The organism is Burkholderia sp. SIMBA_062, assembly GCF_046534765.1.
Classification (GTDB): Bacteria; Pseudomonadota; Gammaproteobacteria; order Burkholderiales; family Burkholderiaceae; genus Burkholderia; species Burkholderia ambifaria.
This window is the reverse complement of sequence record NZ_JAWRYD010000033.1, coordinates 54535-73631: the sequence shown is the minus strand read 5'-3', so window position 1 is coordinate 73631 and position 19097 is coordinate 54535. Positions and strand designations below refer to the sequence as shown.

Annotated in this window: 13 protein-coding genes; 3 read left to right on the top strand and 10 right to left on the bottom strand. The window is 67.9% G+C overall.

What is annotated here, in order from left to right; genetic code table 11:
* Positions 1 to 22 precede the first annotated feature (22 nt).
* The 4 genes from SB786_RS28455 to glnA all read right to left on the bottom strand — a co-directional run bounded on the left by SB786_RS28455 (position 23) and on the right by glnA (position 6514).
* A complete protein-coding gene (locus SB786_RS28455; protein ID WP_410730395.1) occupies positions 23 to 2146 on the bottom strand; it encodes a prolyl oligopeptidase family serine peptidase in 2124 nt (707 codons plus the stop codon).
* A 79-nt stretch (positions 2147 to 2225) separates the two neighbouring features.
* Positions 2226 to 3749: a nitrogen regulation protein NR(I) gene (ntrC, locus tag SB786_RS28450; RefSeq protein WP_410730394.1), complete on the bottom strand. Its 1524-nt coding sequence runs from the start codon at positions 3747 to 3749 to the stop codon at positions 2226 to 2228.
* Positions 3750 to 3794: 45 nt separating this feature from the next.
* Positions 3795 to 4937, bottom strand: a complete 1143-nt coding sequence (glnL, locus tag SB786_RS28445) for a nitrogen regulation protein NR(II) (protein WP_006758925.1) — start codon at positions 4935 to 4937, stop codon at positions 3795 to 3797.
* Between the two features lie 161 nt (positions 4938 to 5098).
* Entirely contained in the window at positions 5099 to 6514 is a 1416-nt protein-coding gene (gene glnA, locus SB786_RS28440; RefSeq protein ID WP_006758924.1) for a type I glutamate--ammonia ligase, read from the bottom strand.
* 410 nt (positions 6515 to 6924) lie between these two features.
* Here glnA and SB786_RS28435 point away from each other — a divergent pair, with 410 nt between their 5' ends.
* Positions 6925 to 7389 (top strand): rhodanese-like domain-containing protein, encoded by a 465-nt coding sequence (locus SB786_RS28435; protein WP_410730393.1) that lies wholly within the window; start codon positions 6925 to 6927, stop codon positions 7387 to 7389.
* Positions 7390 to 7516: 127 nt separating this feature from the next.
* Here the strand turns inward: SB786_RS28435 and SB786_RS28430 are convergent, their stop codons facing one another.
* The 5 genes from SB786_RS28430 to hrpA form a co-directional block, all read right to left on the bottom strand.
* A complete protein-coding gene (locus SB786_RS28430) occupies positions 7517 to 8332 on the bottom strand; it encodes a competence/damage-inducible protein A (RefSeq protein WP_410730392.1) in 816 nt (271 codons plus the stop codon).
* Complete coding sequence (locus tag SB786_RS28425) at positions 8329 to 9156, bottom strand: EI24 domain-containing protein (protein WP_410730391.1); 828 nt, start codon at positions 9154 to 9156, stop codon at positions 8329 to 8331. The genes SB786_RS28430 and SB786_RS28425 overlap by 4 nt, the downstream gene beginning before the upstream one ends.
* A 111-nt stretch (positions 9157 to 9267) precedes the next feature.
* Positions 9268 to 10242: a sterol desaturase family protein gene (locus tag SB786_RS28420; protein ID WP_410730390.1), complete on the bottom strand. Its 975-nt coding sequence runs from the start codon at positions 10240 to 10242 to the stop codon at positions 9268 to 9270.
* Positions 10243 to 10258: 16 nt separating this feature from the next.
* Entirely contained in the window at positions 10259 to 11248 is a 990-nt protein-coding gene (locus SB786_RS28415) for a beta-propeller fold lactonase family protein (RefSeq protein ID WP_410730389.1), read from the bottom strand.
* A 170-nt stretch (positions 11249 to 11418) separates the two neighbouring features.
* Complete coding sequence (hrpA, locus tag SB786_RS28410; protein WP_410730388.1) at positions 11419 to 15639, bottom strand: ATP-dependent RNA helicase HrpA; 4221 nt, start codon at positions 15637 to 15639, stop codon at positions 11419 to 11421.
* Positions 15640 to 15662: 23 nt separating this feature from the next.
* Here hrpA and argA point away from each other — a divergent pair, with 23 nt between their 5' ends.
* A complete protein-coding gene (gene argA, locus SB786_RS28405; protein ID WP_410730387.1) occupies positions 15663 to 17042 on the top strand; it encodes an amino-acid N-acetyltransferase in 1380 nt (459 codons plus the stop codon).
* A 49-nt stretch (positions 17043 to 17091) separates the two neighbouring features.
* A complete protein-coding gene (locus tag SB786_RS28400; RefSeq protein WP_410730386.1) occupies positions 17092 to 17367 on the top strand; it encodes an oxidative damage protection protein in 276 nt (91 codons plus the stop codon).
* A gap of 148 nt (positions 17368 to 17515) precedes the next feature.
* On the opposite strand, the gene SB786_RS28395 is transcribed toward SB786_RS28400, so the two are convergent.
* Positions 17516 to 18940, bottom strand: a complete 1425-nt coding sequence (locus tag SB786_RS28395) for an MFS transporter (protein WP_410730385.1) — start codon at positions 18938 to 18940, stop codon at positions 17516 to 17518.
* Between the last annotated feature and the right edge of the window lie 157 nt (positions 18941 to 19097).

Below are 19097 nucleotides of genomic sequence, written 5' to 3'. Positions count from 1 at the left end.
GCCCGCCCGCTCATGCCCGCGCTCAACGGCGCGCGGGTGCGGGCGAGGGCCCCAGATGGGCCCACAGGAAGCCGAATTCCGCCGCATCCGCTTCGGCACGCTCCAGATCGTCGGCGCTGCCGTGGCCGCCGTCCGTGTTCTCCCAGTACCACACCCGCTCGTGTCCGAGCGCATGCATGCGCGCGGCCATCTTGCGCGCATGCGCGGGATGCACGCGGTCGTCGCGCGTCGACGTCGTCAGCAACAGCGGCGGATACACGACACCTTCGCGCACGCGGTGATACGGCGAATAGGCAGCCAGCGCCGCGCCCTCGCGCGAATCGTCCGGATCGCCGTATTCGTCGAGCCACGCGGCGCCCGCATGCAGCTTCGGATAGCGCCGCATGTCGAGCAGCGGCACGCGGCAGAGCACCGCACCGAACAGCTCCGGACGCTGCACCATGCACGCGCCGACCAGCAGCCCGCCGTTGCTGCCGCCCTCGATGCCGAGCTGCGCGGCCGTCGTCACGCCGCTGCGGATCAGATCCTCGGCCACCGCGATGAAGTCGTCGAACGCACGCTGCCGATGCTCGCGCTGCGCGTCGACGTGCCAGCCCGGCCCGAATTCGCCGCCGCCGCGGATGTGCGCGAACACCGCGACGCCGCCGCGTTCGAGCCATGCGATGCCCAGTGCATCGCTATAGCCCGGCAGGTTCGGAATCGCGAAGCCGCCATAGCCTGACAGCAGGCAGGGACGCGCGACGCGGGTGACGCCGTCGGGGTGATCGAGCCCATCGAGCGCGTCACGCGGCCCGATCAGCGTATACGGCACCACCGTGCCGTCGCGCGAGCGGGCATTGGCGCGACGCACGACGAGCCCGGCCGCATCGAACCGCACCGGCGGCCGGTCGAGCAGCACGCGGCGCGACGCTGCGTCGGCCGCGCGATCGGCCAGATCGGCAAGCCAGCATTCGGGGGGATCGAGATAGGTGTCGACGTCCACGTACACGTCGTCGTTCAGCGTCGACTCGACCGGCTCGATGTCGACTTGCGCATCGCCCGGCCAGTCGAACGGCCGCGCGTGCCACGTCCATGCGCCGTCCTCGCCCTGGCGCGGCTGCCACAGCATCGTGCGGTTTTGCACGTCGTCGAGCCAGCTCGCAATCAGCATCGTGCGCGTATGCGTCCACGTGCACGCGGACGTCGACGGCCGCGGTTCGAACAGCGTCGTAAGCTCACGCGCGCCGGCCAGGAACGCCTGCTCGCGGATCGCGAGCAGCGAGCCGCCCGCGTGACGCACGCCGCCGCAGTCCCAGTCGAGTCGCGGCTCCAGCACGAGCCAGCCTTCCCAGAAGCCGACCTCGACATGCGTCGGCACGTCGTAGCGCGCCCACTCTCCCGCGTCGGTCAGCCAGTACGCATGGGCGTCGAAGAAATCGACGCTGCGCCACGCGACGTGGCGGCCGTCGATCGGATCGAACGCCGCGCCCGCGCTGATGTCGTCGGGTTCGCCGCGAAACACGACCGGCGCATCGGCTAGCGGCGTGCCGCGTACCCACCGGCGCGCGTCGTACGGATAGCCGGCCGCGGTCGCATGCGCTTCGCCGCGATCCCAGCTCACGTAGACGGTATCGCGGTCGATCCAGCCGATCGTATGATGCCCCGGCTCGTCGATCGTGAACCCGTCGTCGACGAAACGGCGCTGCACGAGATCGAACTCGCGCACGACGACCGCGTCGGCGCCGCCCGGCGACAGCGACAGCAGCGCACGGTCGCCGTCCGGGTACAGGATCGCGTCCTGCTCGAACACCCACGACTCGCCCTCTTGCGCGCCGAGCGCGTCGACGTCGAGCAGCGTTTCCCACTCGGGCCGGCCCGCGCGCCAGTCGTCCCAGCGCGCGCGGCGCCACAGTCCCTTCGGGTGGAGATCGTCCTGCCACAGGTCGTACGCCCATTCGCGCCAGCGGGTGGGAATCACCGGGCGTTCGCGCGGCAGATACGCCTGTGCGAGCCGCGCGGTGAGCGCGCGATACGCATCGTCGTCGCGCAGCGCGACACGCGTGCGCGCGTTCTGCTCGTCGACCCACGCGCGGGCGCGCTTGCTGTCGAGCGATTCGAGAAAACGGAAGGGATCGGCCCCGGCGGGCCAGCGGAAGGAATCGGACATGACGGATCGCACGTGACGGCAAACCGAGATTATGTCCGATCGCGGCATGCGCGATGCCCGCGCATGCCGCGACGAAGGCTCAAGGCTCCAGATGCAGTTCCTGGATCTTGCGCGTGATCGTGTTGCGGCCGATGCCGAGCCGCTCCGCCGCCTCGACCTTGCGGCCGCGCGTGAAGTCGAGCGCCTCGCGGATCACGGCCGCTTCGAAGCGGCGCGCGAGCTCGTCCATCACGTCGGCCGAGTTCTCGCGCAGCAGCCGCGCGACTTCGGTGCGCAGCCCGTTTTCCCACATCGGATAGCCGGCCGGCGCGCCGTTCGGCGCGGCCGCGACGGGCGCCGACGTCAACGGCGCCGCACCGGCCGCCGGCGGCACGCGCAGCCCGTCGCCTCCGATGCTCGCGCCGCCGTGCGCATCCGCGCCATCGGCGGTCGTAGTCACCGGCGCGCCTGCCGGCACGAGGTCGGGCGGCAGATCCTTGATCTCGACCGTCTGCGCGGGCGCCATCACGGTCAGCCAGTTCGCGAGATTCTCGAGCTGCCGCACGTTGCCGGGGAACGACAACGACGTCAGGTACGCAAGCGCGTCGTCGGATACGCGCTTGGGCTCGACGCCGAGATCGCGCGCGCTCTTCTGCAGGAAGTGGCGCGTGAGCAGCGCGATGTCCTCGCTGCGTTCGCGCAGCGGCGGCAGCCGCAGCCGGATCACGTTGAGCCGGTGGTAAAGGTCCTCGCGGAACAGCCCCTGCCGCACGCGCGCCTCGAGATTCTGGTGCGTCGCGGCGATCACGCGCACGTTCGCGCGCAGCGGGTTGTGGCCGCCGACCCGGTAGAACTGCCCGTCCGACAACACGCGCAACAGGCGTGTCTGCAGGTCGAACGGCATGTCGCCGATTTCGTCGAGGAACAGCGTGCCGTTCTCGGCCTGTTCGAAGCGGCCCTGGCGCGTCGTCTGCGCGCCAGTGAACGCGCCGCGTTCATGACCGAACAGTTCGGATTCGAGCAGGTCTTTCGGAATCGCCGCGGTGTTCAGCGCGATGAACGGCCCGTTCGCCCGCGGGCTGTGCCGGTGCAGCGCCCGCGCGACGAGCTCCTTGCCGGTGCCCGATTCGCCGGTGATCAGCACGGTCGCGGCCGAATGCGACAGGCGGCCGATCGCGCGGAACATGTCCTGCATCGCGGGCGCCTGGCCGAGCATCTCGGGCGCCTCGGCCATGCGCTCGTCCTGCGGCGCGCCGCCGCGCAGGCTTTCCTCGACCGCGCGGCGGATCAGCTCGACCGCCTTATCGACGTCGAACGGCTTCGCGAGATATTCGAACGCGCCGCCCTGGAACGCCGCGACGGCGCTGTCGAGATCGGAGAACGCCGTCATGATGATGACGGGCAGGCCGGGCAGACGCTCGTGCATCGCCTGCAGCAACTCGAGGCCGGAGCCGCCCGGCATCCGGATGTCGGATACGAGCACCTGCGGCGTCTCGTGGTCGAGCGCGGCCAGCGCGTCGCGCACGTTCGCGAAGCTCTTCGTCGCGAAGCTGTCCCGCGCGAGTGCCTTTTCGAGCACCCAGCGGATCGATTGATCGTCGTCTACTATCCAGATCGGCTTCATAGGTCGGTCAGATATGGGTTATCCGGTGAATCGCCATGCCGCCGCTCAATGGTCGAGCGGCAGCAGGATCTGAAATTCGGTACGTCCGGGCCGGCTCTCGACCTCGATCATCCCGTCGTGCTGCTGCACGAAGGTCTGCGCGAGCGTGAGGCCGAGGCCACTGCCGTCGTCGCGCCCGGACACGAGCGGGTAGAAGATCCGGTCGCGGATCTCTTCCGGAATGCCGGGCCCGTTGTCGACTACATGCAAGTCCAGTGCCAGCTTGTACAGGCGCTTCGCGACCGTCACCTTGCGCGCGACGCGCGTGCGCAACTCGATCCTCGCGTCGCCCTGCGCGATCCGTTCGCGCAGCGCCTGCGCGGCATTGCGCACGATGTTCAGCAGCGCCTGGATCAACTGCTCCTTGTCGCCGCGCAGGTCGGGCACGCTGACGTCGTAGTCGCGCTCGATCGTGAGCCCGCGCGGAAATTCCGCGAGCATCACCGCGCGCACGCGCTCGCACACTTCATGAATGTTCACGTCGCCGACGATGTGCGGATGCCGGTGCGGCTCCAGCAACCGGTCGACGAGCGTCTGCAGGCGGTCGGACTCCTTGATGATCACCTGCGTGTATTCGCGCAACTCGCCGCGCTCGCGCTCGCTCAGCTCGAATTCGAGCAGCTGGGCTGCGCCGCGAATGCCGCCGAGCGGGTTCTTGATCTCGTGCGCGAGATTGCGGATCAGTTGCTTGTTGACCGCGGTCAGGTCGTGGATCCGTTCCTCGCGATCCGTGCGCGACTGCCGTTCGTTCTCGAACAGTTCGACGAGCACGAAATCGGGCGCCGTCTCGAGGAAGCCGACGATCGCATGCACGTGCAGCGCCTCGTGGCCGGGCCGGTCGAGCACCGTGTCGAGATGCGTCGCGTGAAAGCGCTCCTGGCCGATCGCGGTGATCGTCGACGCGAGCTCGTTCGCGTTCGGAAAAATCTCGCCCCACGGCCGCTGCGCGAGCTGCCGGCGCGAGATGTCGAGCATCGCCTCCGCGGACGGGTTCGCGAACGCAACCCTGAGCGTCTTGCGGTCGAGCACGATCACGACCGTCGGCAGTGCTTCCAGCCCCGCAAGCAGGCCCGAGCGCGCGAGCCGCTCGTCTTCCGTCAGTCGCTCGGGCTGCCCCGTCCTCGCCTTGATCAGATTTTTCAGAGCCATCTTGCGTATCGTCGCGCCTCACCGGGTGGGAACATGAAAATGTGCGGAACAAAAAAGGGACGGCTGGACGCCGTCCCCTTTCAGACTCCGCGGTTCCCGCCGCAGGCCGCGCGACGGGAACGAACCGGCATGAAGGCGCTCGCTCGAAGCGCCATCGCCGATTACAGCGAGTAGTACATCTCGAACTCGATCGGATGCGTCGTCATGCGGAACTTCGCCAGCTCCTGCTCCTTCAGCGCGAGGTACGCATCGAGCATGCTGTCGGTGAACACGCCACCGCGCGTCAGGAACTCGCGATCCTTGTCGAGCGCTTCCAGTGCCTGGTCGAGGCCCGCGCAGACGGTCGGGATCTTTGCATCCTCTTCCGGCGGCAGGTCGTACAGGTTCTTGTCCGCGGCTTCGCCCGGATGGATCTTGTTCTGGATCCCGTCGAGGCCGGCCATCATCAGCGCCGTGAAGCACAGGTACGGGTTCGCCATCGGATCCGGGAAGCGCGTTTCGATACGGCGGCCCTTCGGGTTCGACACGTGCGGAATGCGGATCGATGCCGAACGGTTACGCGCCGAGTAAGCGAGCTTGACCGGTGCTTCGAAGTGCGGGACCAGACGCTTGTACGAGTTCGTCGTCGGGTTCGTGATCGCGTTCAGCGCACGGGCGTGCTTGATGATGCCGCCGATGTAGAACAGCGCCAGTTCCGACAGGCCGGCATAGCCGTTGCCCGCGAACAGGTTCTGGCCGTCCTTCCAGATCGACTGGTGAACGTGCATGCCCGAACCGTTGTCGCCGACGACCGGCTTCGGCATGAACGTCGCCGTCTTGCCGTACGAGTGCGCGACGTTGTGGATGATGTACTTCGACCATTGCGTCCAGTCGGCGCGCTGAACCAGCGTCGAGAACTTCGTGCCGATTTCGTTCTGGCCCTGGCCCGCCACCTCGTGGTGGTGCACTTCGACCGGGATGCCGAGCTGTTCGAGCAGCAGGCACATTTCCGAACGCATGTCCTGGAACGTGTCGACCGGCGCGACCGGGAAGTAGCCGCCCTTCGTGCCCGGACGGTGGCCCGTGTTGCCGCCTTCGAATTCCTTGCCTGCCGACCACGGTGCTTCTTCCGAGTTGATCTTCACGAAGCAGCCCGACATGTCCGTGTTCCACTGGACCGAGTCGAAAATGAAGAATTCCGGTTCCGGACCGAAGTAGGCCGTGTCGCCGATGCCCGTGCTCTTCAGGTACGCTTCGCCGCGTTTCGCGAGCGAACGCGGATCGCGCTCGTAGCCCTTGCCGTCGGCCGGTTCGACCACGTCGCAGGTCAGCACGAGGGTCGACTCTTCATAGAACGGGTCGACGAAGGCAGCGCTCGGGTCCGGCATGAGCAGCATGTCCGACGCCTCGATGCCCTTCCAGCCGGCGATCGACGAGCCGTCGAATGCATGGCCGCTTTCGAACTTGTCTTCGTCAAACGCCGAAACCGGCACCGACACGTGCTGTTCCTTGCCGCGCGTATCCGTGAAGCGGAAATCGACAAACTTGACGTCCTCGTCCTTCACGAGCTGCATGACGTCGGCGACGGTTTTACTCATAACCTCTTCTCCTGATTGAACAATTCCGGCGGACTGGGAACCGCCTCGTTTACCGAGCTGCCCGGAGTCTGGCTTTGGCGCAGCGCGCCCCGGGTCGACCGAATTCTATATAGCAGCATCCGTGCCAGCCATACACAGAAGCGACATGAATCGCGCCAGCCCGCGCCACCACGGGGCCCGGCTGCGCGATTGCGGGGCTGGGCGCGGCACCGGTGGCCGCGCGCTAGCACCGAAATGGTGCAATCTCTCAGGGGCGCCGGCGCGACGGATTCATTCTGGTGCACCCACATCATTCTGCACTCTTTTGGGGAGCGCGGGGCGGTGCATCCGCTGCCGGCCACGCGCACATCCGCGTGGCAGCGCCGCGCTAAAATGTTCGTTTGACCGATACGATACGGAGACCTCCTGCCATGAGTACGCTCGACCAGCTTTACGCGAAAGCCGAAGAACGCCGCACCCAAGGCGCGCTCAACTATGCCGGCGCGCTGCTGCCGGTCGAGGCATTCGAACTGCTGCAGCTCGACCCGTCGGCGCGCCTCGTCGACGTGCGCACCCGCGCCGAGCTCGACTGGATCGGCCGCCCGCTCGTCGGCGACGGCCAGTACCTGCACCTCGAATGGACGCGCTACCCGGGCGGCGTGCCGAACGCCGAATTCGTCAACCAACTGAAGGCGGCGCTGCCGGCCGATACGCCCGTCCTGTTCCTGTGCCGCAGCGCCGCGCGCTCGAAACTCGCCGCGGTTGCATCGGCGCAGGCCGGCTTCACGAAGGCATTCGACCTGCTCGAAGGCTTCGAAGGCGGCAAGGACGCCGAGGGCCACCGCAAGACGGTCGACGGCTGGTGCTTCCGCAAACTGCCGTGGATCGGCGCCTGAGCGCGCATCCGTTCAGGCACGCCCGACTGCCACATCGTCGAGCCGGGCGATGACATCCCGATGACGGGCCGCGTTGCGCGGCCCGTGGTTTTTGCGCGGCCCCTTTGCGCGAAGGATCTTGGGCCGCTCAGCCGCGCGGCGCATCCGGCTCGACGACGTCGCCGCCGAGCAGATGCACGCCTTCGCGCAGCTTCACGAACGCGGCCGCGACCGCTTCCGGCTCGCCCTTCACGCCGAGATCGATATGCCGGCGCGCGTAGATGCCGCCGCGCTCCGCGTCGCCCACGCTCGGCAGGCTGAAGACGCGCACGCCGGGGAAGTCGCGCTCGATGTTCTCCATCAGCGGCGTCAACGTCGATTCGGGCAGTTCGAACACGAACAGCGAGCGCTCCGCGTGCGGCGTCACATGATGGAGATGCTGGTACTTCGTGTCGAGCACCCATTCGATCATCGGCCACGCCATCACCGGGAAGCCGGGCACGAAATGGAGATCGCCGACCGAGAAACCCGGAATCCGGTTATAGCCGTTCGGGATGATCGTCGCGCCCACCGGAAACACGCCCATGTTGAAGCGGTGCCGGTTTTCCGGCGAATCGAAGTCGACCGGCGTGGCCGGATCGGTGTGCGTCTCGCGAATGCGCTCCGAAATCAGCGCCTTCGCTTCCGGATGCAGCGCGAGCGGCACGCCGAGCGCGGCAGCGGCGCACTGGCGCGTGTGGTCGTCCGGCGTCGCGCCGATCCCACCCGTGGAAAACACGATGTCGCCGGACGCGATCGCGCGTGCGAGCGTCGCGGTGATCCGCGCCGGATCGTCGCCGACGTATTCGGCCCAGTCGAGCGCGAGGCCGCGCGCGCCGAGCAGCTCGATGACCTTCGCCAGATGCTTGTCCTGCCGGCGGCCCGAGAGGATTTCGTCGCCGATGATGATGATGCCGATGCTCATGCCTGCCCCATGTCGATTGCGGTGGCGCGCGAACGCGCGCGCAGGTCGTCCAGCGCGCGCAGGCAATAGTGCCCGAACCACAGCGCCGAGAAGACCAGGATGAAAGCGTAAACCCAGATCATGGCCGCCGCCACGAACGGAAACAGCACCATCATCCAGACCGACGACACCCACACGAAGGTCGGCACGGTGCCGAGCAGCCCGGTCGCGACGCCGATGCCGATCAGCGGCCAGCGATGCTGCCGCACGAGCGCGCGGCGCTCGTCGCGGCTCGCGTGCTGGGCGAGCGCGTCGTAGGTCATCACGCGGTACGTGAGCCAGCCCCAGATCACGGGCGGCAGCAGCGCGAAGAACGGCGGAATCAGCCACAGGGGAATCGTGACGACGAGCAGCACGACGCCAACGAGCGCCGCGCCGAGCGAATTGACCACGCTGCCGACGAATGTGCCGCCCCGCTTCGCCTCGAGCGCGGCGAACTGGCGGGCCGACAGGTGCTTGATCACGACGGGCATCGAGATCGTCGCGATCAGCAGCAGCACGGTCAGCACGATCAGCGGAATCGCGAGCGACACGACGACGAACGGCGCGACGACCGCATGCAGCTGCGACATCCCGATCGCGTCGAACGCGCGGTACAGCGCGGCGGTCAGCACGAAGCCGTCGAGCGCGCCGCGCGCGGCATCGATCAACGCCTGCCACGAGAACCACAGCAACACGCCCCACAGCAGCGCCGAGACGACGAACGGCATCAGGGTAAGCCACAGCATGCGCGGGTGCAGCGCGCTGGCGAACGCCCGGACGAAGGAGCGCAGCAAATCGTTCATGCGAACCTGTATCGACGGAAAAAAACGGGGAAAGGATAAACCACACGGCCCGCATGCGCCAAAGCGCATGCGGGCCGTGTGGGGAAGCGGTTCAACGGGACGGTGACGAGGTCAGGCCGACGCCGCGCCGCGCTTCGCGGGAACGAGGCGCCGGAAGATCCGCACGAACGCGAGGCCGTGCTGCGCCCAGAAGCCGTCGCCGTAGGACACGCCGTCGACCTGCTCGCGGATGCCGGTCGGCTCGACCGTGCGGTTCCACGACGCGGTGCCGAACATGACGTCCCACCACGGGAACAGCACGCCGAAGTTGCAGCCGTACTTGGTGCCTTCGTGGCCGTAGCCGACCGCATGGTGGCGCCGGTGGAAGGTCGGGCTCACGAGCAGGCGCTCGCCGATGCGGCCGTACGACAGCCGTGCATTCGTATGCTGGATGCTCTGCAGGAAGTTGGTGACCGCGGTCAGCACGACGAACTGCGACGGCGTCACGCCGATCACGAGCGCGATTGCCGCGAAGAAGCACGACTGGAGCACGTCGTCGAGCAGGTGGTTGCGGTCGTCGCACCACAGCGACATCTGCCGCTGGCTGTGATGGACCGCGTGCAGCTCCCACCAGATGCCGAACTTGTGCTGCCACCGGTGATACCAATAGCCGGCGAAGTCGAGCACGACGAGGTAGATGGCGAACGCGACGATCGGCTGCGAGGTCACGCCGGGCCACAGATAATCGAGGTTGAAGTTCGCGACGCCGTGCAGGCGCAGCCACGACTGGAACTTGTCGAACACCGGCTGCAGCGCGAAGAAGAAGAACAGCGCATAGATGCCGAGCTTCGAGATCGCCGTGTAGATCACGTCGACCCGCACCGCGCGGCGGTTCTTCCAGCGCTCGACGGGCGCGAGCGCCTCGAGCGGGCGCAGCAGCGCGAACATCAGCACCATCTGCAGCGCGCCGATGATCACCCAGTACAGTGCGTCGTAGGTGTCCTCGTCATAGTCCATCAGGTTGAACTTGAAGAGGAGCGGCTGCACGACGTCGACGTACAGCCAGGTCTGGATGTCCGACACGAACGCATCGATCAGGTGCAGCATCGTTCGCCTCCGCCCGTCATGCGCCGTTCGCAGCCTTCCACGGCGCGCGGTCGTAGAAGTAGATCCCGTGCGGCGAACGGCCGACGGCGATCGTCTGCACCAGCTTGCGCGATGCCAGATCGATGATACCGACCTTCTTCGCGAAGCGGAACGTCACCCACAGCGTCTTCTTGTCGGCCGACAGCTCCATGTCGTCCGGCCCCGGCAGCAGGCCGGTGATGTCGCCGACGTTGGTGAGCGTGTTCTCGTCGAGGATGCTGATCGTGTTCGCGACCCGGTTCGTGACGGCGACGTGCGCGCCGTCGGCGAGCGAGCGGAAGTTGTGCGCGCCCTTGCCCGTGTAGATTTGCTTGACGACCTTCTGGTTGCGCCAGTCGACGACCGCGACGTAATCCGCGCCGGTCATCCCGACCAGCAGGTATTTGTCGTCCGGCGTGAGCCACAGGCCGGCCGGCACCTTGCCGACCTTCATCTTCCACTTGACCGTCTGCGTCGGCAGGTCGATCGCCGCGATCTCGCCGGACACCTGCAGCGACACGAGCAGCGTCTTGCTGTCCTTCGTGAACGCGAGGTGGCTCGGCATCACCGCCAGCGGCACGCGCTTCGCAAGGTGCACGTCGCGGCCGTCATAGCTGTAGATGTCGACGCGGTCGAGCCGCAGCCCCGCCGCCGCGAACCACTTGCGGTCGGGCGAGAAGCCGAGCTGGTACGGATCGTCGATCCCTTCGACGGTGCGCTGCAGCTTGCCCGTCTTCGGATCGAGGAACATCAGGCTGTTCGAGATCGAATTTGCGACGATCAGCGACGAATTGTCGGGCGTCGCCATCAAATGGTGCGGCTCCTTGCCGGTCGGCAGCGTGGAGACGACCTCGCGGGTCTGCTCGTCGATCAGGGAAAGCGTCGCTTCGGCCGAGTTGAGGATGATCACGTTATTCGCGTGTGCGGCCGGCGCCAGCACGGCGGCGGCCAGCGCGAGTGCGCGGCCGAGGGAAAGGAAAGTGCGCATGAAGACTCACGTCGTGGAACAGCAGTCATTGTAGAACGTTCGACCGGCCCCGCCGGTTGACGCAAGCCGGGGTTGCGCCACATTGACGCACGCCGCCGCGGCCGTGCGGCCGACTGCGGCAGGCGCCACGGGCCGGCAGCCGGCGCGGGCCCGCGGCGCCCGCTGGTGCGCTAGCGCTGCATCGACTCCCACACCTTGTGCAGACGCTTGACAGAGACAGGCATCGGCGTGCGCAGTTCCTGCGCGAACAGCGAAATTCGCAATTCTTCCAGCAACCAGCGGAATTCCGCGAGCCGCGGATCGGCGACGCCGCCGCGCTGCGACACCGCGCGCTGGTACTGCTGCACGAGCGGCAGCAGCTCGCCGCACTGCTTCGCGTCGCGCGCCGGGTCGGCCTTCAGCTTGTCGATCCGCAACGCGATGCCCTTCAGATAGCGCGGGAAGTGCGCAAGCTGCGCGTAAGGCGTGTCGATCACGAAGCGCTTGCCGACCAGCGCGGCCAGTTGCTGCTGCAGGTCCGCATGGGCCTGCGCGAACGGCTTCGCCTGCGCGAGCTTCTTCACGAGCCCCGCGTATTCGGCGAGGATCTGCCCGACCAGCCGCGCGATCTCCTGCGCGAGCAGGTTCAGGCGGCTGCGGCCCTCGTCGCGGCGCGCATGGAAGCTCGCGTCGTCGTCCGGCAGCGGATCCTGCAGGCACGCGCGGTCGAGCGCCGTGTCGATCAACTGGTCGCGCAGCTCGTCCTGCGTGCCGAGCGACATGTACTGCATCGCCATCTCGCGCAGCCCCGGCAGGTTCTTCTCGAGGAACTTGATCGGCTCCTTCAATTGCAGCGCGAACAGCCGCCGCAAGCCGGCCCGGTGAATCCGCGCGGCCTCCTCCGGCGAGTCGAACACCTCGACGTCGCAATGCGTGCCGCGATCGACGAGCGCCGGATAGCCGTACAGCGTCTGGCCGCGCCGGCGGATCTCCAGCAGCTCGGGGAGCTTGCCGAAATTCCACGTCGTCAGGTTCTCGTAGAGCGCGGTCGCGCCGGCTTCCGCCGGGGCGGCCATCCGCGCGGCGCCCGTGTGCGGCGCCGCGCCCTTGCCGGCCTTGCCGCCCTTCGCCGCCGAACCGGGCGCGACGGCGGGCGCCGGCGTGTCGCCCGCGTCGCCGGCATCGCCCGCGCCAGCCTCGCCGCCGGGCGCGATCGTCGACGCGGCCGCGATCTTCTGGAATTGCTGCTGCGCCTGCGCGCCCAGTTCCTGTCGAAGCTGCGCGAGATTACGCCCCATCGCGAGCTGGCGGCCGTGCTCGTCGATCACCTTGAAGTTCATGAACAGGTGCGCGGGCAGCGTCTCGAGCTTGAAGTCGGCCGTCTTCATCGCGACCTGCGTCTCGCCGCGCACGTCGGCGATCAGCGCCTCGACGAGGCCGCCCGCGCCGAAGCGCTCGCGCCCCATGCGCTCGACGAAGCCGGCCGCGTACTCGGGCAGCGGCACGCAGTGCCGGCGCAGCTTCTGCGGCAGCGACTTCAGCAGCAGTTGCACCTTCTCCTTCAGCATCCCCGGCACGAGCCATTCGCAGCGGCGCGCGTCGACCTGGTTCAGCGCATACAGCGGCACCGCGAGCGTCACGCCGTCGCGCGGCGTGCCGGGCTCGAAGTGGTACGTGAGCGCCATCTCGACGCCGGCCATCGTCGCGCGCTTCGGGAACAGCTCGGTCGTCACGCCGGCCGCCTCGTGGCGCATCAGGTCGTCGCGCGACAGGTACAGCAGCCGCTGCTTGTCCTCCGCCCTGCCGCCCTTGCTCACCTCGTCGCGATACCAGCGCTCGAACGCGGCGCCCGTGTGGATGCCCTCCGGAATCGCCTGATCGTAGTACGCGTAGATCAGTTCGTCGTCGACCAGCACGTCCTGCCGGCGCGACTTGTGCTCGAGCTGCTCGATGTCGGCGAGCAGCTTGCGGTTGTGCGTGAAGAACGGCAGCTTCGTGTCGAACTCGCCCTCGACCAGCGCGCCGCGGATGAACAACTCCCGCGCGCGTGCCGGATCCTGCCGGCCGAACGCAACGCGCCGGCGGTGGTAGATCGGCAGCCCGTACAGCGTCGCGCGCTCGAACGCGCTGACCTGCGCGGGACGCTTTTCCCAATGCGGCTCCGACAGCGATTTCTTCAACAGGTGCGCGCCCACCTTTTCCACCCATTCGGGCTCGATCTTCGCGAGGCAGCGCGCGTACAGCCGGCTCGTCTCGACGAGCTCGGCCGCCATCACCCAGCGGCCGGCCTTCTTCGCGAGCGCGGAGCCCGGCCACAGGTAGAACTTGATCCCGCGCGCGCCGAGATAGTGCGGATCGTCGTCGGCCTTCATGCCGAGGTTGCCGAGCAGCCCCGTCAACAGGGCCAGATGGATCTGCTCGTAGGTCGCTTCGACTTCGTTGAGCCGCCAGCCATGCTCGCGCACGACCGTCAGCAGTTGCGAATGGACGTCGCGCCATTCGCGCAGCCGCAGGTGCGACAGGAAGTTCTGCCGGCACGCGTCGATCAGCTGACGGTTCGATTTCTTGTGCGCGACGGCCTCTTCGAACCACGCCCAGATCTTCAGCCACTGCAGGAATTCGGAGCGCTCGTCGGCGAACCGGCGATGCGCCTGGTCGGCCTGCTCCTGCGCTTCGATCGGACGGTCGCGCGGGTCCTGCACGGACAGCGCGCTCGCGATGATCAGCACCTCGCGCAGCGACTGCTGATCGCGCGCGGCCAGGATCATCCGGCCGACGCGCGGATCGAGCGGCAGCCGCGCGAGCTCGCGGCCGAGCGGCGTCAACGCGTTGTCGTCGTCGACCGCGCCGAGTTCGTTGAGCAACTGATAGCCGTCCGCGATCGCGCGGCCGGGCGGCGGCTCGAGGAACGGGAACGATTCGATCTCGGTCAGGTGCAGCGATTTCATCCGCAGAATCACCGACGCGAGCGACGAGCGCAGGATTTCCGGATCGGTGAAGCGCGCGCGCGCCTGGTAGTCGCTTTCCTCGTACAAGCGGATGCAGACGCCATCGGCCACCCGGCCGCAGCGGCCCGCGCGCTGATTCGCGGCGGCCTGCGAGATCGACTCGACCTGCAACTGCTCGACCTTGTTCCGGTACGAATAGCGCTTCACGCGCGCGAGACCGGTGTCGACGACGTAGCGGATGCCCGGCACCGTCAGCGACGTTTCGGCCACGTTGGTCGCGAGCACGATGCGGCGCGCGTTCGACGCCTTGAACACCTTGTCCTGGTCGGCCGCCGAGAGTCGCGCGAACAGCGGCAGGATCTCGGTATGCGGCGGATGGTGCTTGCGCAGCGCCTCGGCCGCTTCGCGAATCTCGCGCTCTCCGGGCAGGAACACCAGCACGTCGCCGGGGCCTTCGCGGCACAGTTCGTCGACCGCGTCGACGATCGCGTCCATCAGGTCGCGTTCCGCCTCGCGCGCGGTCTTCACGCGGTCGCGGCCGCCCGTGCCCTCGGCGTTCTTCACGGCCGGGCGATCCTCGGCCACCGGGCGGTAGCGCATCTCGACCGGATACAGCCGCCCGCTCACCTCGATCACCGGCGCCGGGCGCTCGTCGCTGCCGAAATGGCGCGCGAAGCGGTCGGCGTCGATCGTCGCGGACGTGACGATCAGCTTCAGGTCCGGCCGCCTCGGCAGGATTTCCTTCAGGTAGCCGAGCAGGAAGTCGATGTTCAGGCTGCGCTCGTGCGCCTCGTCGATGATCAGCGTGTCGTACGCCTTCAGCAACGGGTCGGTCTGCGTCTCGGCGAGCAGGATGCCGTCCGTCATCAGCTTGACGGACGCGCCCGGCGCGAGATTGTCGGTAAAGCGCACCTTGTAGCCGACCACCTCGCCGAACGGCGTGCCGAGTTCCTCGGCGATCCGCCGGCCGGTCGACGAGGCGGCGAGGCGCCGCGGCTGCGTATGGCCGATCAGGCCCGTGCCGCCGGCGCCGACGCCGCGGCCGAGATCGAGACAGATCTTCGGCAGTTGCGTGGTCTTGCCCGAACCCGTTTCGCCGCAGACGATGACGACCTGGTGATCGGCGATCGCGCGCGCGATTTCGTCGCGCTTGCCCGATACGGGCAGGCTTTCGGGATACGTGATCGGCGGAACGGGATTCGGTGCGACGGCCGCGCGCGGCGCACGCTCGCGGCGCGGCGTGCGCGCATCCGCCCACGGTGCGTCCGTCGCCGCGGCCGGCTGGCGCGCGTCGCCGCGGCGTTCGTCACCGCGCGGCCCGCGCGGCGGCTGGCCCGCCTGCTGTTGCTGCGGCTGGCGCGGCGGCTGGCCTTGCTGCTCACGCGCATCGGCCGCACCATCCGGGTGCCGGGCCGACGGCGCTTTGGCCCGCGTCGGCGCGGGACTTTTAGGTACATTCGACATGGGGGCGCATTATAATCCCGCCCATGAATTCCCAAACCGACCTCCCTCCCGCCCAGACCGGCGCCGCGACGCCGCCGGCCGCCGACGATTCGCCCGCCAGCCACGCGCAGTTCGTCGACTGGATGCGCTCCGTCGCGCCCTATATCCACAAGTTCCGCAACAGCACGTTCGTCGTGGGGTTCGGCGGCGAGGTGGTGCAGCAGGGACTCCTGAACGCGCTCGTGTCCGACATCGCACTGCTTCAGGCGATGGGCATCCAGATCGTGCTGGTGCACGGCTCGCGCCCGCAGGTCGAGGAGCAGCTGAGCCTGCATGGTGTCGAATCCGAGTTTTCGCACGGGCTGCGCATCACCGATGCGCGCGCGCTCGAATCCGCGAAGGAAGCGGCCGGCGAAGTGCGTCTCGACATCGAGGCCGCGATCAGCCAGGGTCTGCCTAACTCGCCGATGGCGCACGCGCACATCAGCGTCGTGTCCGGCAACTTCGTGACCGCACGGCCGGTGGGGATTCTCGACGGGGTCGATTTCGCGCACACGGGCATCGTGCGCAAGATCGACGCCGAATCGATCCGTCATTCGCTCGCGAGCCGCAAGCTCGTGCTGCTGTCGCCGCTCGGTTTCTCGCCGACCGGCGAAGCGTTCAACCTGTCGATGGAAGACGTCGCGTCGGCGGCCGCGATCGCGCTGCGCGCCGACAAGATCATCTTCCTGACCGAAGCGCCCGGCATCGTCGACGACGAAGGCGGGCTGGTCCGTGAAATGTCGCTCGACGCGGCCGCCGAGCTGCTCGATTCCGGCAACGTCCAGGGCGACGACGCGTTCTTCCTGAAGCACTCGATCCGCGCGTGCCGCGGCGGCGTGACCCGTGCCCACCTGATCCCGCAATCGCTCGACGGCAGCATGCTGCTCGAACTGTTCCTGCACGACGGCGTCGGCACGATGATCTCGTACGAGAATCTCGAGAGCCTGCGCGAAGCGACGCCGGACGACGTCGGCGGCATCCTGTCGCTGATCGAGCCGCTCGAATCGGACGGCACGCTGGTGCGGCGCGGCCGCCACCAGATCGAACGCGACATCGACCACTTCTCGGTGATCGAGCACGATGGCGTGCTGTTCGGCTGCGCGGCGCTGTATCCGTACCAGCAGGAGAAGATCGGCGAGATGGCGTGCCTGACGGTCGCGCCGGAAGCGCAGGGCTCGGGCGACGGCGAACGCCTGCTCAAGCGCATCGAGCAGCGCGCCCGCGCGCGCGGCCTCACGCATATCTTCGTGCTCACGACGCGCACCGAGCACTGGTTCCTCAAGCGCGGTTTCGTCAAGGTCAGCGTCGACGACCTGCCGGAAGACCGCCGCAAACTCTATAACTGGCAGCGCAAGTCGCTCGTGCTGATGAAGCAGCTCTGAGCGCAGGCACGACTGCCCTCCCCCAGTCCGATTACAGGAGAAGTACACGATGGCTCGAATGATTCAATGCGCGAAGCTCGGCAAGGAAGCCGAAGGTCTCGATTTCCCGCCGCTGCCGGGCGAACTCGGCAAGCGCATTTACGAAAGCGTGTCGAAGGAAGCGTGGCAAGGCTGGCTCAAGCAGCAGACGATGCTGATCAACGAGAACCGCCTGAACATGGCCGACCCGCGTGCGCGCCAGTACCTGATGAAGCAGACCGAGAAGTACTTCTTCGGCGACGGCGCGGACCAGGCGTCCGGCTTCGTGCCGCCGACGGAAGCCTGAGCATCGCGCATCGCGCGGGCCGGCCGGGCCGGCCTCGCGCGAAGCAACGCAACGCAAACGGCACCGTGCATCGCACGGTGCCGTTTGCTTTTGGGGCGCGCACAATCGAGCCGATGCGAGTCGGCCCGGCGCAGTCGATACCGCCGGGTCAGGTCGCGCCGGCCTGCCCCGCCGGTTTCAACGTGCCGCGCTCGTCCGGCTGCGCGGACTCGCCGGCCGCGGCGCCGGCGCTCGCGCTTGCGGTGCCCCATTCGGCCGCATCGCTGCGCTCGGCGCTCGACAGCTCATCCGCACGGTAGCCGGTGCGATTGAGCAGCGCGAGCATGCAGGCGAGCGACACGAGCGCGTACAGCCCCGACGCGATCGCGACGCCGACGATGCTGCCGGTCGCGTTCAGGATCGCCTGCGCGAGCACCGGCGTGCCGCCGCCGACGACGAGCGCGCTCAGCTGATACGCGAGCGACAGGCCCGTATAGCGGATGTTGGCCGGAAACACGCGTGCGAGCACGCCGCCGACCGCACCGTAGAACATCGCCGACGGGATCGTCGAGATGCACATCCCGACGACGGCGACCCAGTACGACCGCGTCGCGAGCGCATGGAACATCACCGGCATCAGCACGATCTCGGGAATCAGGATCCAGCACATCGCGCGGCGCATGTCGATCTTCGACACGAACCACGCGCCGATCGGCTGCATCAGGAACTGCACGACGAGCGAGATCGACAGGATGCCGAGGAACGTGCCCTGCGCGTAGCCGAGCTCCTTGGTCGCCCACGACAGCGCGAACGTGCTGCGGAAATACGTGACGTTGATCACCGGCAGCGTGCCGGCCGCGAGGAGCACGACGAGCCAGTGGTCGCGCACGACGTCGCGCAGCGGCAGCTTCACCGTCCGCTTGCGCGCGAGCACGCGCTGCATGTCGAGCGATTCCTCGAGCCGCAGCCGGATCACCATCCCGATGATCACGAGCACCGCCGACAGCAGGAACGGAATGCGCCAGCCCCACATCAGGAACGACGGCGTCGGCAACGCGCTCAACGCGAAGAACGCGACCGTCGCGAGCAGGTTGCCGGTGGGCGAGCCCTGCTGAGCGAAGGCCGCATACAGGATGCTGCGGTGCTTCGGCGCGTTCTCGCTCGCGATCAGCACCGCACCGCCCCACTCGCCGCCGACCGCGATGCCCTGCAGCACGCGCAGCACGACGAGGCCCGCGGGCGCCCACACGCCGATGGACGCATAGCCGGGCAACAGGCCGATGCCGGTCGTGGCAAGCCCCATCATGATCAGCGTGATCACGAGCGCGGTCTTGCGGCCGACGCGATCGCCGAGATGCCCGAACACGATCCCGCCGAGCGGCCGCGCGGCGAAACCGGCCCAGAACGTGACGAACGCGAGCAGCGTCGCGACGCCGGGATCCATCGTGCTGGAAAAGAACACCTTGCCGAACACGAGCGCGGCGGCGGTGCCGTAGATATAGAAGTCGTACCACTCGATCGTGGTGCCGACGAAGGCCGCGAGGGCGGCGCGGCCGGGCCTTGGCGAGGCGGACGGGGATTGCGGACGGCTCATCGATGTCTCCATGTTCGTGATCGGCGGCGCGACTGTCGCGCGCCTTGCCGGATGGCCGGCCTTGCGCCGCCGGCTGGCGGTGTTGCTTTACGGCTTTGCGTTCTGCTGCTTTACGTTCTGCTGCTTTGCGTTCCGCTTCGTCGGCCGGGGACGCTCA

What these genes read in the sequence shown, in the direction of transcription:
- SB786_RS28455 (WP_410730395.1), bottom strand. Translation starts at nt 2,146, where the DNA reads ATGTCCGATTCCTTCCGCTGGCCCGCCGGGGCCGATCCCTTCCGTTTT.
- ntrC (WP_410730394.1), bottom strand. Translation starts at nt 3,749, where the DNA reads ATGAAGCCGATCTGGATAGTAGACGACGATCAATCGATCCGCTGGGTG.
- glnL (WP_006758925.1), bottom strand. Translation starts at nt 4,937, where the DNA reads ATGGCTCTGAAAAATCTGATCAAGGCGAGGACGGGGCAGCCCGAGCGA.
- glnA (WP_006758924.1), bottom strand. Translation starts at nt 6,514, where the DNA reads ATGAGTAAAACCGTCGCCGACGTCATGCAGCTCGTGAAGGACGAGGAC.
- SB786_RS28435 (WP_410730393.1), top strand. Translation starts at nt 6,925, where the DNA reads ATGAGTACGCTCGACCAGCTTTACGCGAAAGCCGAAGAACGCCGCACC.
- SB786_RS28430 (WP_410730392.1), bottom strand. Translation starts at nt 8,332, where the DNA reads ATGAGCATCGGCATCATCATCATCGGCGACGAAATCCTCTCGGGCCGC.
- SB786_RS28425 (WP_410730391.1), bottom strand. Translation starts at nt 9,156, where the DNA reads ATGAACGATTTGCTGCGCTCCTTCGTCCGGGCGTTCGCCAGCGCGCTG.
- SB786_RS28420 (WP_410730390.1), bottom strand. Translation starts at nt 10,242, where the DNA reads ATGCTGCACCTGATCGATGCGTTCGTGTCGGACATCCAGACCTGGCTG.
- SB786_RS28415 (WP_410730389.1), bottom strand. Translation starts at nt 11,248, where the DNA reads ATGCGCACTTTCCTTTCCCTCGGCCGCGCACTCGCGCTGGCCGCCGCC.
- hrpA (WP_410730388.1), bottom strand. Translation starts at nt 15,639, where the DNA reads ATGTCGAATGTACCTAAAAGTCCCGCGCCGACGCGGGCCAAAGCGCCG.
- argA (WP_410730387.1), top strand. Translation starts at nt 15,663, where the DNA reads ATGAATTCCCAAACCGACCTCCCTCCCGCCCAGACCGGCGCCGCGACG.
- SB786_RS28400 (WP_410730386.1), top strand. Translation starts at nt 17,092, where the DNA reads ATGGCTCGAATGATTCAATGCGCGAAGCTCGGCAAGGAAGCCGAAGGT.
- SB786_RS28395 (WP_410730385.1), bottom strand. Translation starts at nt 18,940, where the DNA reads ATGAGCCGTCCGCAATCCCCGTCCGCCTCGCCAAGGCCCGGCCGCGCC.